At 42.0% G+C, this 15,164-nt stretch carries 11 protein-coding genes; 1 reads left to right on the top strand and 10 read right to left on the bottom strand.

The window, feature by feature from the left end; genetic code table 11:
- The first annotated feature begins 25 nt into the window (after positions 1-25).
- The gene (locus AN392_RS05960; RefSeq protein ID WP_055012151.1) at positions 26-451 is read left to right on the top strand and encodes a DUF1090 domain-containing protein; all 426 of its coding nucleotides are present in this window, start codon (positions 26-28) and stop codon (positions 449-451) included.
- A 372-nt stretch (positions 452-823) separates the two neighbouring features.
- Here the strand turns inward: AN392_RS05960 and AN392_RS05965 are convergent, their stop codons facing one another.
- From AN392_RS05965 to AN392_RS06010, 10 genes are all read right to left on the bottom strand, one after another.
- Entirely contained in the window at positions 824-1,477 is a 654-nt protein-coding gene (locus AN392_RS05965; RefSeq protein WP_055012152.1) for a hypothetical protein, read from the bottom strand.
- A gap of 408 nt (positions 1,478-1,885) precedes the next feature.
- Positions 1,886-2,752: a hypothetical protein gene (locus AN392_RS05970; protein WP_055012153.1), complete on the bottom strand. Its 867-nt coding sequence runs from the start codon at positions 2,750-2,752 to the stop codon at positions 1,886-1,888.
- Between the two features lie 48 nt (positions 2,753-2,800).
- Positions 2,801-3,658 (bottom strand): hypothetical protein, encoded by an 858-nt coding sequence (locus tag AN392_RS05975; RefSeq protein WP_055012154.1) that lies wholly within the window; start codon positions 3,656-3,658, stop codon positions 2,801-2,803.
- A gap of 2 nt (positions 3,659-3,660) precedes the next feature.
- The gene (locus AN392_RS05980) at positions 3,661-9,414 is read right to left on the bottom strand and encodes a phage tail protein (RefSeq protein ID WP_055012155.1); all 5,754 of its coding nucleotides are present in this window, start codon (positions 9,412-9,414) and stop codon (positions 3,661-3,663) included.
- Positions 9,407-9,817 (bottom strand): DUF6950 family protein, encoded by a 411-nt coding sequence (locus AN392_RS05985; RefSeq protein ID WP_055012156.1) that lies wholly within the window; start codon positions 9,815-9,817, stop codon positions 9,407-9,409. Before AN392_RS05985 ends, AN392_RS05980 begins: the two co-directional genes overlap by 8 nt.
- Entirely contained in the window at positions 9,801-10,391 is a 591-nt protein-coding gene (locus AN392_RS05990) for a hypothetical protein (RefSeq protein WP_055012157.1), read from the bottom strand. The genes AN392_RS05985 and AN392_RS05990 overlap by 17 nt, the downstream gene beginning before the upstream one ends.
- Positions 10,391-10,996 (bottom strand): hypothetical protein, encoded by a 606-nt coding sequence (locus tag AN392_RS05995; RefSeq protein WP_055012158.1) that lies wholly within the window; start codon positions 10,994-10,996, stop codon positions 10,391-10,393. Before AN392_RS05995 ends, AN392_RS05990 begins: the two co-directional genes overlap by 1 nt.
- Before the next feature lie 75 nt (positions 10,997-11,071).
- Entirely contained in the window at positions 11,072-11,917 is an 846-nt protein-coding gene (locus tag AN392_RS06000; RefSeq protein ID WP_055012159.1) for a hypothetical protein, read from the bottom strand.
- 59 nt (positions 11,918-11,976) lie between these two features.
- Entirely contained in the window at positions 11,977-14,859 is a 2,883-nt protein-coding gene (locus AN392_RS06005; protein WP_055012160.1) for a tape measure protein, read from the bottom strand.
- Positions 14,819-15,163 (bottom strand): hypothetical protein, encoded by a 345-nt coding sequence (locus AN392_RS06010; RefSeq protein ID WP_055012161.1) that lies wholly within the window; start codon positions 15,161-15,163, stop codon positions 14,819-14,821. Before AN392_RS06010 ends, AN392_RS06005 begins: the two co-directional genes overlap by 41 nt.
- Position 15,164 lies beyond the last annotated feature (1 nt).

The raw sequence follows: 15,164 nt of genomic DNA on the forward strand, positions 1-15,164 counted from the left end.
ACTAATTAAGTAGGAGTAATGAACAATGCGAGATAATAAAAACTATAAAATGACAATTATTAAAGGTATTTCAATAAGTTTATTATTAGCCGGTTCAACAGTCGTATTGGCCAAAGATGATTGTGCAGATTTAACGGGATGTGCGAAAAAAGCCTGTGAAGTTAACCTCGAGTTATTAGCTTCAAAACGCCAAGGTAATTCACACAAAGTTGCAAGTCTCAATAAAGCACTTAATAACATAAACGCATATTGTACCAATGATGGATTAAAAGCAGAGTTACAACAAAAAATAGATGATACAAATTCAGAAATTGAAGAATATAAAATCGATCTTAAAAAAGCTAAGCGCCAAGGTAAGCATGACAAAGTTGAAAAGTATCAGCAAAAGCTAAACGACGAAACTAAACAGCTTAAGCAATTAATTGATGAGCTAAATAGTTTGGTTGATTAAAATGTCATTACAGAGTTTTTATATTTAATAAAGTAGAGCATTCTATTAAATATAAATATTATGCGATAAAAGGGCTAAATGTAAGCCGCTGCTGAAATTTAGAAAAAAAGACGATAGATTTTAGAATCTATAAATTATGTTAAGTTGAGTCAGATTTAAGTTTAATTTTAGGGTTACTCTATCGTAGCATTAAGTGAATAGCTTTTAACTTGATCTGTCAGATTCGATTAATAGGATTCAAATAAATTTGAAAGTCACTTAAGTGCCAATTGTAGACAGTGGTAACGCCTAATTCATAGGCAAAAATATTTGGTTAAAATTAGCGACGAAGGGGCAAACACCAACTGTTTTTTGTCCTTGTTTAATTTATTGTTAGGTACTTTTTGCATACTCACCGATTGTTTTATGAATTGTATTCCAAACAAACTCTTTATTTTCTTTTAAAAGCTCAATCAACATATTAATACTAATTGCACAGAAATTTCTTTTAGTTAAAAAATCTTCTTGAGAAGGATGTATAAATTTATTAGGACGACTGTCAAAATCCCTACCAATTGGCCCATTAAAAATAAATAACCCTTTATGGGGTGTTGGATGTCTGGTTATAGCACCACTCCATACAAATTGGTTACCAGCACACATACCATCTTTTCTAGCGCTTTCTTCACCAGATAAATTAAACACCCAATCATCTAATTGTCTTAGGTCACTGAGCTTTGGTGAAATATTTTTAGAAGATTTAACTTCAATTGCTACTCTATCTTTAATAGCAAAACTATCATCGGGGTTAATAGTAAAATCCTCGTATCCATTTCTACCATCAATAATATTAAAACCTGCATTATAAAAAAGCTCTTTAATCCTTAACTCGAGAGGAAAACCTGATAAATCTTTATCATCACCTAATGAGATTTTTCCAGTTGTGTGTAGCTTATCTAATTGTTGATTACAGAAAATTTCAGCTTCATAAATATTAGATATATCAGCTTCTTTTAAAATAGCTAAAAACTTATCATTCAAATTCATTTAAGTACCTAACAATTTAATAGTGCGCTCGTCGTGCATATTTTTGCCGACTTAACGCTCATTTATTTACTTTATATAGTTTTAACAAATTACCTAAGATATTACTATCACTGAGTTTTCTAAAATCTTGAAGTAAAGTTAAATAAAACAATATACGCGTGCCGTTCATTTTCATGAATATATGCGCAAAGAGTAGTTTGACCAATCAACTAACTTTTATATTTACCGACCTGAATGACCGCTCATAGCAGACCTTATTAACTGTACGATTTGATCGAATCCATAATTTAAAAATGTCAGATTAGATATGAGCTACTGAAAATTAAAACTTATGTTTAAATGCTGTTTTTTCAATCTACTTCATCAGTTAATCGTGTTGATTAAAAGTGCTTTGAAGGGCTCTTAAGATCAAGCCGTTCTCGTTAGGGATATACCTGCAAGGGCACCCACACCCAGACCATCAAGAGACTCAAGAGTTGCATTAATTTTACCGTCATCACCCACAGTAACGCTTTCAGTGGCAATAGGAACTACACCATCAGACACAGCGGTATTTGAAAGTGAAATTACAACGCCATTTGCAGTCACTTTTGATGATGCAGACGACACATTGTAGGCTGCTGTAATTGAAAGATCGTAAACTGAATTTTCCGGCAAGCCTGTAATAACGATACTCATAACCTCGCCAGCCCTCACATATTGATTGCTCTTAAGTAAGTAGTGGTTTTCTAATGATACTGAGCTATTACCAGGGTTTCCTTGGCCAGTGGTCTGTCTACTATTTTCACCACCGGTTATTAAATAACTACGACCTCCAATTAATGAACCATCAGATTTTTTAATCGTTGTTTCTCTTAAACTACCCGCTGCAACTAAGTTTATTCTTGTATCTTTTTGGATTCCGTCTTGATCGGCAATACCATTACTGTACGTTCTAGCAAAATCAAATATACATGTTTCACCAGCAAGCAAGTTAACGGCTAAAGTGTAATCGTACAGATTTTCCATAGGCACAATTGATATTGAATTAATGGATGCCTTATAAGCCCTGTGTGCAAAGTAGTTTCTATATAATTCAGATGTATTGATTACTGGGTGAATTGAATCAGTATCAGAACCAAGCCAATATCTAAAGTAATTTCTAGTATGCGCAAAAAAATCAAAATAACAGCGGTCATTTGCATACCAGTTTGGTGAGTGCTTTTTGCATAGCGCTTCAACAACATCATACTGCCAAGCTACCGATTGATCATACACAGGAGCGTTACCGTCCATAATATCAAAACCCTGAGAACCCCTTACATTTATGTTTCTCCAGTCATTTTAAGGCTGGCTTGCTATAGCATAGTCAGCATTTAGTGTTGAAGCTTTTATTGCATTTACAAGAATTTCAGTCCATTGCTCGCATTCTGCTTTTTGAACATCATAATCAACGCCATTACTACAAATCATTTTCCAATCATTTGTTCGCAGCACGTCAATAAAGAGAACTCTTTTGCCTGCAAGCAGTGTTTCATAATCAGATAAAAGTAATGATGAGGTAGTGGGTGGCACTTGGCCTAAAAACTTTTCTGTGAATGTCTTTGTTGTATGTCCAGACAAGCCAGTGCCATAAACTTCAACTTCTGAGCTAAAACCTGACTCAATAAAACTTTGCTTTAATAATTCTTCTCTATTTTCTACAGATTGATTTGTGATTGAATCACCAATGAGTACATAAACATCAAAAGCCTGCATAGGTATGAGTGCCTGTACTCTTGACATTAACGAATTAAAGTCTGTTTCCATTTGCAGCATTGTTTTAATGGTTACTTTCGACCCATCTACATTATTAAATGCAACTCTACCAAGTTTAGTCTGCCAATCTTGCATAGCTTGAGTGTTGTCGTTGACTAAAGTGTTTGCATTTTTAAGCGCCTGCACAGTGCTTTTAAAATTTACCGTAGTAGGTAGCACAATCGCAGGCTGGGTTATTTGGTCGCTGTGTTTCCAAACTTTAACCAACTCAATAATATGATTGCTGTTTGCGTCTAAAAAAGTACGGTTTATTTCGGCCAGCGGGTAGTTAGCTATTTGAATAAAATCACCTTGGCTTACGCTTTCAGGGCTTTCATTGCTATTAACAGTAACGAGCTTTGAGCCGTTATTTATGCTTACTTGATTGGCGGTATAGGTTGCCATGGTTAATCCTCTTGAGAAATAATAGATAGCTTTTGCGTTGGACGCCATGACCCTGAGATATTGGCGCCTGTTCTGCTGGTTATTACAAGCTTATAAGTTCGGTTCGTGGTTGTTCTTTTACCATCTGTATAGGTAAATGAGCCTGAGCAAGATTGATTTAGTAGCCAAAAATAACGGCGGGTTTCCATATCATACTCATTACGTATAATACTCCCCGAGCCATTATATGTTTGTGTTTGCCTTGCGTACCATGTACTGCCAATCAATTCTAATAGTTGAATGGTGTAAGCTGGGTCTGAGGGCTTACCCGCTGGCCCCGAACTTGAACCCGACGCACTAGAATCAAACTGCAACGAACATACGATATTGATAACACCACCATTTGAACCAAAAGGACCAATGGTGACGTTAGCGTCTGCGGCTAAGCTTGTTGTAGTTAATGCTGTTGTGTAAGTTCCGGCAGTAATTGACCCACCAAAGTACGAGTTACCCGCTGTGTCTTTCCACTCTGTTGCATTTGCCTTTGTTAATGCACCAAGGTTAGGAACCCCGTTACTTAATATTTTGGGGCCATACCAGTACCACAAATTGTTTGGGCCAAAGCCTGGTGCATATTCAACTTTCATAAACGAACCGCCGATCAAATCAATACGCGGCGATTCGATACGGGTACCCGCACGTAATACGTTACCGTCCAAGGTATCCTCAATTAAGGCGCTGCCATGGATGTGTAGCGCATATGATTGCCACGTTGAACCGGTATAGCGCTTAGTGGTTTGTACTTTAGGATCGCTTGCCTTAAATATTGTCACGACATCACCCGTTACCGGTACACCATTAGGAACAACATTATTAGCGGTGGTGTTAGACCAACCACCCGTTGCGGTACCAATATCATAACGCCCTGCGCCTCGGGTGCCAGGGTCGGTGGTTGTAAGGGTGCCCAGTAAGCTAAATACTGAGGGCTCGCCACCGTCCATTACCTCTAAACGTGGGCGCGCAAATTTAGCCGTGTGGCTTTGATTCGTTACGTAATAACGATAAGCACGGTGAGTTTGCACATTGCGATTAGCGATACTTTTAAAATCGGTACCTACCAATACACGTTTACCCGTTGCTGGGTCATATACCCCTGACAAACCCGAGATAGTGCCACTGTTTTTTTTAGATGAATGCAATACGCCAACAACTAAATACCACTTATTTATCTGGGGTAAATCACCCGACCAAAAATAAGGGTTGGTATTTGTAACTCCTGATAATGTTAAGCAATCATCGCAACCTAAATACAAGCTATTAGCAATGCCAATTTCTTGTTTCATCCATACTGAAAAGCGATAGGTTTTTTCATGGTTAATTGGAATATTATTCATATTCCAACCACCATCTGAGCTATTATTACCCGCTTGTGCATACCATATTGATTCGACGGTACCTAATGGGCCTGTATCTGCAATAATGGTATTTTCATTATTCGACCCATTTTGAATAAATGGGCCTTGTGAACCACGGCGACCAATTACCCATTCCTCTGAGTGGTCAGCAAGGTTAATGCTGCCTGAGTCTTTACCATCCTGCGCTTTTATATCTTCAAGGCTTTCAACTGTATGGCCATCACCTAAAATTAACCGCCCCTTAAAGTTATGCACAGGGTTGGCAGGGTCGGTGTTGTCGAGGTATGACGTGGGTACAAAGGTATTGCCAACCATAAAGCCTTGGCGAATTACATCGCCCACCAAGTCTAAGTTACCCACTTGGCCATCGTTATAACCCACCACACCGACAGCGCGACCGTTGTTGTCTAACTGCCAGCCGCCACGGGCAACTAACTGGCCATCAACCGTTTTAAATACTTGGCGTAGCTGCTTAATGCTGGCGCTACTTGAACCATCACTTATTTGCATGTTGGCAATAAATTCAGCCAATGGCCCATTAACCCACGACCCACCATCAGCAACACATTGCACAGCATCGTTACTGTCAGTGATATTGCCTTGGGCATCTAAACAGTAACCCACTGCAGTACGGGTGTACTCTTGCGCTGTGGCAATGGCTTGTTCTTTTGCGTTAGCGGTATCAGTGTTAATTTTTGAGGTTAGGTTTTGCTCAAGCGTTGTGTACGCTTGATTTTGGCTTGCAAAGGTTTCGGCCACTTCGTCAAAGCTTGATACCGTATCGGCAACAAAGGATTCAAACTCTTGATCGCGAACGGTGTTTGCTTGGTCAATGGTGGCAATGGCCGTGGTTACATCACTAAAACGTGCTGTTACGTTATCAAACGTTGCTTGGTAGCGCTCGTCGCGCGCGACCGTGGCTTGCTGCTCATTCACAAAAGCGGTATTTAAAACCTGTATTTGTGATTGGTTTTGCCCTAGCAGGGCACTTAGCTCTAGTGACTCTTGGGCAACGGCTTCAATGTCGGTGGCATTGGCTTTTAAGTTACGTTGTGCAACGGCTAACTTTACGCTTTGCTGTGCAAGTTCATTGCCTTGAATTAACTGGTTAGCGGCGGCAATCACATCGTTTAAGTTTGCGTTTTTAAGCTCTAGTTCAAGCCCACGCACTTGCACAATGTTATCGCTGATAGTGCCGCTAATGGCGTCTAAGTTTTGCTCAACGTTTGAAAACTTAGCATCAATACCGCCCTCGGCGGCATTAAACGCGGTGATTTGCGTTTTAATGTACGCCTCTGCGCCGTTAATAAACTGCTGGGCAGCGTTTGCTTTTTCAAGGGTGTCGTTATCGGTTAGCTGTTTAAGTGAGGCGCTCACTTGATACGTGCTGTTAAATGTGTCGAGTATTTGGTTTACATTTGACTCTGTTTGATAGCCAAATTCATCAACCCATTTAGTGGTTGCATACTGCGCCATTACCCCTGTAGCGGCGTCTATGTCGTTTTCTAGCATGGTGGCGCGGGCAGTTATATCATTGAGCGCTAAATCGTTTACACCACGTTTGCCTATTTCAATAAAATCAACATCAACATGGCCTAAGTCAAACTTTAAGCCCGCAACTTCACCGGTGTAGCCATCTTCGGTGCTTAGGTCGATGTTTCGTGTTTCCCAGCTTTCTGTTTCTGGCTCTAACACGTTCACTAATAACTGCGACTCACCTAAATAAATATTACCTAACCACGGGGAATTGGCGTGTTTTCTAAAGCGAATGCGTAGCATGGGGTTTTCATCAGCAATAAAGCTAATCGCGGGCGTGTAAGCCGTGGTGTTAAGTGTTACATACCCAAGTGCGCTGTATGTTACATCGCCCGCAAATCCCTCAGTTGAGGTGTTAAAGTGCCAGCTATACGCAGGGGTTAATGCTTCAATGGCACCGGCTATTTCGGTACGCATTTCTGTAAATGTGGCGCGCTGGTTTATTTTTCCTGCTTGTACTTCAAGCTCTCCCTCGGCCTGAGTCAAACGGGTATCGCTTTGTGTTATGCGGTTAGCTTGCAGGGCTATACTGGTGTTTAAGCCGTCGATTAATAGATTGGCCTCTTTAAATGCTTCGTCGGTGTATGAAAACGCACGGTTAACGATTAGGCCGTTTTCAGGGTCAACGTATACCACTGCATCAATTAAGCGCTCGTTACCTAATTGTCTTCGCTCGTATTCTTGTCGCCAGTTGGTGTAATTTGCTGATAAATCCAGTACCCCTTTTTCAATGTCTTGGCGGTGGCGCTTTTCAAGATTTAAATCACTAACTGTTTGCTCAAGTACGGCGGGTAAGTTGTTTTCAGTGCTAGGGCGCAAGCGATCAACTTGCTGGTTCATATCCTCAATTAACGTTTGTGCATCTTCACTTAGCTGGGTTAACTCAACATTATTAATGTACTTGGTTAAATCAACGGTGGTCGTAGTGGCTGTTACATTAACCCAGTCACTTGCGCCCAGATGATTAACGCTGCGCACTCTAAATTTATATTCAGTTTCGCCTTTTAAACCAATACGGTTATAAATCTGTGCTAGCACACGTTCACCGCTTTGCGGTTGTTCAGCTGTTCCCAAAAACTCCCATTCAAACGCGGTGCCAATACCTGCTGCGGCAATATTAGCAGTTAATGTAATTTGGTTATAATCAACAGTTACATACACAGTCGGCAAGGTAGGGGTCTGCACACTAAATTGCACAGCAACAAGGAGTGAGCGCTGGCCAAATATGTTTTTAGCGCTAATACGCGCGGTGTATTCTCCCAGTTGCAAGTTAGGAATAGTTACTTGGGTGTATGTTACCGATGTTTTAAATACCTGCTCGTTTGCAGCAGTATTAATAAACTCAACATCGTATTCATGAACAGCAAGCGGGGTCGGATGGGTCCATTTTATTATGCCATTTCCATCACCATCCACTGTTACCCGTACATCAAAAATAGGCTGTGGTTTGCCCACTAAATAGTCACTGTTTGGTGTTAAATCCTGCGCACCAGGTATTATGTTATCAGCCCATAAATCGGGGCCGTCTTCAACACACATTAAGGTCACGCCACCATCTAACCTAAAGCGACGCTCTGTTACACGGTAAACCTTATTATTTATCGATTCGCCAGGTAAGTTTAAGTACACAGTACGGCCAACAGCTGCAGCCAAGCCTTTGTGTTTGAGGGGTAACTCTATTTCGCCTAAACGTGTTTGTTCTAAATGTATTGTCGCCAGGCGTTGTGCTGTAGTACTACTGCGCACAAAGGGGAGTGATATAGACTTTTCTAATATTTGATTATCAATAGCCTGATACCCTGCAGACACAACAGGCGGCGCGTCTGTACGATCGTAGTTTTGTTCGGGGTCGGTAAACGTAGCACGCACAACATTGGCACGCTCTCGTAAATCAGCATGCCATTTAATTTTAATATTACCGTGAACATCATCAGCATTAATGGTGTAGGTCGGTTCGCCATACCAGGCACCCACGCGTACATACCACTGGCCCATTTGCCTAAATATTTTACCCGCAAAACACGCTTCTAGCTGGCCTAACACTTCAAGCGGCTTAGAGCTAAATGTAAAGCTACCATTGGTTGTGTAACGCGGCTCGGTGGAAACAACGCCATCAGCGTCGGTAAATTCGGCATCTTCATCACACACGTTAATGGCAGCAATCCACCACTGTAACGGTAAACGTTCAAAAGGAACCTCATGGGCTCCATAAAAACGCACATAGTGCAGGGCGCACAGTACGGCGTTTTGGCTCCAAAGCCAGGTACTTTCATCGTCAGGGTTTTGGGCTGTATCTCGTGGGTCCCATACACGGGCCCCCCGTATTAAAAAGCCCATATCGTTTATGCCATCTTCAAACACTTCACGATTATTTTCCATTTCAATAAAAACATAGCTTTGGCCAAAGCCAACATGTTCACTCGTCCATCCCGCCATCTTAGCCACCGCTTTTGCGTTAGCTGTGGTTTGGCGGCCATTGCTTAAAGAGTAATCCCAACTTTCTCTTGGGTAATCAGTGAGCTTTTTATCAACAATGTAAATCTCTTCAAGGGCATCAATAGGGGCTCCATTAATCAATACAATTAACTGCATCCATTTTTTACCGCCTTTTTCAACTTCAGCTTGGTGGGCAATAACACCGCCAACGCGGTCACGACCAAATGTAATACGGCGGGGTTGGTCTATGCCTTTTTGTAAGCCTTGGCCAAGCGTGGCTAAATCTTTTTCAGGCACATCAGGTGATAATGAGTCCCAAAGCGCACCAAGCCCTGTTACTTCAAATATGCTGTCTACAACATTTACAACCGTATCAACTACCTTAGACATTTCGCGGCTCCAATGGGTAAACCGCTTTTACCGTGTCCATTGGTAACGTCACTAAGCCGTTTTCGCCAACACATACTACTGCGTTAACTGTTACAATGCCGCCTACATATTCGTCTTTAAACTCAACTAAAGCCAAGTCACCACGTCGAGCATAGTTAACAGGTATAGCGGGGTTTAAACGGTCTTTAAACACGCTTTCAACATCGTTTAAACCACGTTTAAATAGTTGTTTAAATGCACCACTTTTAGTGCGGTATTTACCCCTAAAATCGTCAGCTACATCGTTACCGGTAGCAAATAGCACCCAATCGGCTACCAATAAGCAGCAATCGTTTTTACCCCATTTAAAGGGCTCACAGTTGCGGCGGTTTATAAAAGCAGCAAGTTTAGCGCTGGCGTTCATAGCGGTTGCCTCCTATGTATTTACCAGGTTGTGTATCAGGTAGGTTTTGTTTGTTGGTCGTGGCTTGCTCACTAAAAAACACATCGCCCGGGTAAAGGGCTTTTTGGGTCGCATCATTCCAACGTTGGTGTAGCCGTGCGTCTTTCCAGCGCTCACTTTCACCTGCAACACTAAGCTGCACTTGCGATACATCGCCGCGCTCTACATCACACGCCACAATGTAGCCGCTTTCAAGTAACTGGCTTTGGCTAACACGGTAATGTTCATCAACAGTAACAAGGTAAATTTCGCAGGCCTGGCTTATCGGGTCGTTTTCGGCCACTTCGGCTAAAATTGCCTGGTCTTGAGTGTGTAGGGTTAAACGTATGCGGGCGCTGTCGTTGTTATCATTAGCGGGTATTTCACTTACAGTGCCAAGCATACCCACGCCGTGCCAAGTTAAGTTAGCAAATCGGCGCTCGCCTACGCCTGTGTGCAGCAATACATCGCCACTTTTAAGCGCGAGTCGCACAAAAAAGCGAGCGCGGCCACTGGTGGCTAAATCCGCAAGTAACCCTGAGTTTAAGCTCTCCATTAAAACGCCTCACGCCCTTTAATTTTCCAGCTGGTAACTATGCCGTTTTTATACTGCGCACTAGCAAGCCCTTGCTTATTATCAGCAAGTCGAAACAACCCAGCTGGTTGCTTAAATGTAATAAGGGTATTTTCTGCAGGTATTTTTCGTACAGGAGACTCAAAAATAGCCGTCGCTTGGCCAGCTGAGTCACTTACCAAGTCAGCCGTTAATATTTTAAGTTCAGTGTTTTGGCCAACGCCCACTTGCATACGTTCGCCAGCAACCAGTAAGGTTTGGTTAGCGGGTAGCGCATATAAATTTAAAATATTACCGTCTTGGTTTGCACCGCGCACATAGCCCGTAAAGTCTTTATCTAGCTGTTCACGACGGTAATCAATTAACGTAAACGTGCCCACTTGGCCACGTAGGCTAGCAATAAAGCCATCAAGGGCTAATGCATCACGCTCAGGCACATTGGCAAGTTCAATTTCAAATTCCCAGTAAGCACCTTCAAGGTCATAAACCTCAGTGGCGTTATTGGCTTTGTTTAAATGGGTTTGGCTATTGGGCACTAACGTAAAGTTAGAGCTTTTAGGGCGTTTGGGTAGGGGGAGTAGTTGCATCGTTACCAAGTTTCATAATAAAACACTGGTAACGAGTATAAAATTTAGGGGGAAAGCTTTCGGCTGGAAAGGGGTTTACATTGCTCTATTGGCGATATATAAATTGCTATCTACATTACCATGAAGCTTGATTAAAACATCTAATAAGTCAGCCTGAAAGTAAAACATTAACTCATTAAACAGTTTCTTTTTTGTCGATTCGTCACTAATCTCCATAATCCTATCTACCAACTTGTTAAATAAATTTATATCTGTGTCATATTTAGCATTTCGTTTGAATTCACACGAAAATACTTCCATCAAGTCATAGTTTGGAAAGTCTGCACCCTGTGCAATTTGGCAGATTATAAAATTTATTGAGCGATTTGATTGGTTTAAGTTTCCAGAAGTTTTTAACAGCAAATCCTTTTTTGATAAATTAGTATCAAGTATAAAGTTAGTTAATTTGCTTGTGCATTCTTTCACATTATTTACTTTATGATTTTCTTTGTTAACTTGAAGCTTTGCAAAATACTTTATCAATTTATCTGTTTCTTCATCGTTCTGTAAAGCAAATTCAGTAAGTTTGTATGTCAATGAAAAAGTGAAATTATCAGTCATCATTGAGTTTAAACTATTCTTCTCATCAAAGTTTCTTTCTAGCTTATTAGCAACTCTACTAATTAATTCCAGCTCTTCTTTTACTTGAAAAGCTCTAAGGGTTTTCCTTGTTTCATTCCAAGTCATAAATAACAGGATAATTGTTGCCAAAGTAAGCATTGGGGTCACAAATCCATTTACAATATTTGCTGTACTCAACCAAGACTGTTTAGTTCCAATGTATTCAGGAAAATCTGAATAAAACATACTAATAAAGACCATCAATAAAATAAAAGGTAAAACTAATAGCCACGGTAAAATGTTGGATGTTTTAGAAATCATATGGGCACATTCCCTCGTTTTCAAAATTCCTTTTTACACCAATCTCAAATACTTAACAACTAAGCAGCCCCCCGAACCGCACGAATAATTGCCCCATTACTTTGTATATTAGCCACAACAACCCCAACCACCTGGCGTGCAATGTCTTGGCCAACCGCTTGCGATGTTTGCTCATTAGCACCACCTTGCACCGTAATTTGGTTGGTTATATGTATATTTACACCACCAGAGCCGCCACTATCATTAGCCGCACCACCTGCGTTGTAACGCCGTGCCATTTGGCTAATTTCAGTATTTTGTTTCGGGCTTAAGACACGCTCACCACGTTGTAATACGTAGGTAGATTCATTCGGCACATAATCTAAACCACCGTGCGCAATACCAGCCGGTTGCTGAGCTTTTATTTGGCGAACTTGTTGTAAGCCCATCATAACCGCTGCCGCAGCTGCAACACCACCCAACACTGGACCAACAATGGGAATAGGGGCCAAAGACGTATAAGCAGCTGTTGCACCTTGGTAGGTATTTATAACAGCTTGCGCAATTGCAAACGCTTTATAGGCTTTAAATGCTGTTTTACTTTGTCCAGCCATTGTTTTAAAAGTACTGGCACCCAAGCCAACAATGGCGCTAGATTTTTCAGCTTCTGTTTTTTTCTCAAAGTTAGCAAACGCTAAAATGTTGCTTTGTAAAGCACCTGTGTCGCGTGTTTTAATTTGCATCAACCGTTCTTGGTGTGCGGCTTCACTCGCTTCACGTTGGCTATGGTAGCCATTTGCAGCATTAAGTTCAGATTGGCGCTCTAACTCACGAATTTGGTTATCTGCGTTATATTTAAGCTCGCCATTTTCATCATTGGCCGCTAAACCTAATTGTGATCGGCGTTTAGCATCAACCCGTGCTTGTTGGCGTGCTTGCTCTACACTTAGTTCGTTATTATAAGCGGCAAGTGCTTCACGCCCAGCAAAGCCTTTAACGGTAGCAATACGGGTTTCTAAATCGCGTTGTAAATCGTTTTTACGTTTTTCTTCAGCTTGGTTTTGTATACGTGTTTTTTCGGTTTCACGTTTTTGTGTAATTGCTTTTAGGTCTTCACCGTATTTAACATCAAGCTGTTTTAAAATGGCGTTGTATTTAACTTTGTTAGCCGTATCGTTCTCACGAGCAACAATGACCATTTGCTTACGTTTTTCGTAGCTATCTTTTAAGCGGGCTTCTTCGCCCATTAGGCTTACTTCTAAACGCTTAATGTTATCGGGCAGGGCGCTTGAGCTAACAGAGGCAGGCTTAGGCTTTTCTGTTTCTTTAATGGCAAGCACTTGTTGTAGCGCCACAATTTCATTTTTTAAATCAGTAACGCGCTGTTGTGCAGCTTCAACGTCAGAAAACTTGCCTTTTAAAAACGGGTTATTAAAACGTTCCCGCGCTTCATCAGCCATTTGAATCGCATTTTTAATGCGGCCCTGTGCCATTAGTAGTAAACCTTGTGCCTGGCTACTGGTTAAATTGGCATACGGGTTTAGGTCTTTACTGGCTTCTTTTAGTTTATTAACTGAGTCGGTAGCGTCATCGCCCTGGCTTGCAAAGTAGGCAAGGCCAAGCCCAGCCGTTACCAGTAATCCAACGGGTCCACCTAACAAGCCCATTACTGTGCTAAGACCACGTGCGGCTAACGTTGCACGCCCAGCGGCAGCAGTATAAATGTTGGTAGCGGTAGTAGCAGCGGCTTGTGTTGCTGTATAGCGCGTATTAGCAGCAGCCAAACGGGCAACAGCTGCAATGCGTAAGTTGGTGGTATTAGCCACAGCAAGCGTATGCTGTGCATATGCTTTCATTTGTGCGGCGCGCTGTAGCTCTAAAAACGCATTAGCCTGGTTTTGTTTTGCAAGGGCTGCATCCGCAATTAACGCGCGGTTCTTTGCCGCAACGCTAGTTACATAACCCGCAGCACTGGCACTTAACCCTGCCACTAAATGGCCGGTTAATACAGTAGCTAATGCACCGGTTGCCACCACTAAATTATCCACAGCCTCTTCGTTTGCACGTAAATACGCCATGGTATCGGTAATAGAATCAACCACGCTGGTAACAGCAAAGTTTACAGGCTCTTCATACTTGCGTATTAAGCGCTGGTACTCATTACCCATTTCCGCAAAGCTGGCGTTTATTTTACCCTCGGTGGCCTCAGCCGCACCGGCGTAATCGTTAAGTGCTTTAATAAGGTAATTTTTAAACATCTGGCTGGTTACTTGGCCATCGTTCACCATTTGCCTAAAACCACCAGCAGCTTTACCTGCTGCTTTATCGAGTTTTTGTAAAAGCCCTGGCATAGGCTCGGTTACTTGGTTTAGCTCTTCTGCACGTAAAACGCCGGCAGTCATCCCTTGTGTCATACCAAACAAACTCTGCCCAAGCTGCACATTACTGGCCCCCGTTTTAGCGGCGGCATTGGCCATACCCTCTAAAATGGCTTTACCTTGAGTTTGAGTAACAACACCAACCTCTTGTAGGGTTAAAATTTTACTGTAAGAGTCGGCAAGGGTGGTGTAACCGGTGTTTAAGCGATCAGATGTAGCAAATAAATACTCTTGTACTTTGGCATAGTTTTCAGCTGAGCCCGTTAATCCTTTTAAGCGAGTATCAAGTAATTGTGCAGCGCCGGTATCACGCACAAACATAGTCGCGGTACCAATACCCACTAAAGTCGTGAGTGTTGCGCCTATTTGTACATAGGCGGTATTCATTATCCCAAGTTGGCGGGTCATTGCGCCTTGCTGCTGCATAATGCGGGCTTGGCTTGCGCCTAATTGCTGGTTAGCAGCAACTTGGCGCTGTACTGCTTGGGGTATGCGGTTTAGTTCGTTTACGTTTTGGCGCGCACCGGTGGTAACTGCTTTACCGTCATAACTTAAGCGTAACGCCAAATTCAAGTTGTTGCTCATCGGGTCGCCTTATTAGTCCAATTATGGTGCGCTCTAAAGTTTGCAGTTTTGCAAAATCATCGGGATTAAGGGTTATATTTGCATAGCGCCAGGCTATATCAGCCCTGGCATAATCAAGGGCAATTTCTACCCCGTCGTTATCCCGTTGCCACTGGCTACTGGCGGTAGTTAATGCCAATACAGCCGTGTGGTTTTGGGGCAATACAAACAATGTTTCCTCATCGTGTTGCACAACCTGTTTAGGTGCGCCAAAATGGGCTTCGTCATCATCAAGGGTTTTACTGTCTGCTGCTAGGTCGCCCAAA

Source organism: Pseudoalteromonas sp. P1-16-1b (genome assembly GCF_001401785.1).
Lineage (GTDB): Bacteria > Pseudomonadota > Gammaproteobacteria > Enterobacterales > Alteromonadaceae > Pseudoalteromonas > Pseudoalteromonas undina.

Excerpts from the sequence above, each read along its gene's own strand:
- AN392_RS05960 (WP_055012151.1), top strand. The coding sequence starts at position 26 with ATGCGAGATAATAAAAACTATAAAATGACAATTATTAAAGGTATTTCA.
- AN392_RS05965 (WP_055012152.1), bottom strand. The coding sequence starts at position 1,477 with ATGAATTTGAATGATAAGTTTTTAGCTATTTTAAAAGAAGCTGATATA.
- AN392_RS05970 (WP_055012153.1), bottom strand. The coding sequence starts at position 2,752 with ATGGACGGTAACGCTCCTGTGTATGATCAATCGGTAGCTTGGCAGTAT.
- AN392_RS05975 (WP_055012154.1), bottom strand. The coding sequence starts at position 3,658 with ATGGCAACCTATACCGCCAATCAAGTAAGCATAAATAACGGCTCAAAG.
- AN392_RS05980 (WP_055012155.1), bottom strand. The coding sequence starts at position 9,414 with ATGTCTAAGGTAGTTGATACGGTTGTAAATGTTGTAGACAGCATATTT.
- AN392_RS05985 (WP_055012156.1), bottom strand. The coding sequence starts at position 9,817 with ATGAACGCCAGCGCTAAACTTGCTGCTTTTATAAACCGCCGCAACTGT.
- AN392_RS05990 (WP_055012157.1), bottom strand. The coding sequence starts at position 10,391 with ATGGAGAGCTTAAACTCAGGGTTACTTGCGGATTTAGCCACCAGTGGC.
- AN392_RS05995 (WP_055012158.1), bottom strand. The coding sequence starts at position 10,996 with ATGCAACTACTCCCCCTACCCAAACGCCCTAAAAGCTCTAACTTTACG.
- AN392_RS06000 (WP_055012159.1), bottom strand. The coding sequence starts at position 11,917 with ATGATTTCTAAAACATCCAACATTTTACCGTGGCTATTAGTTTTACCT.
- AN392_RS06005 (WP_055012160.1), bottom strand. The coding sequence starts at position 14,859 with ATGAGCAACAACTTGAATTTGGCGTTACGCTTAAGTTATGACGGTAAA.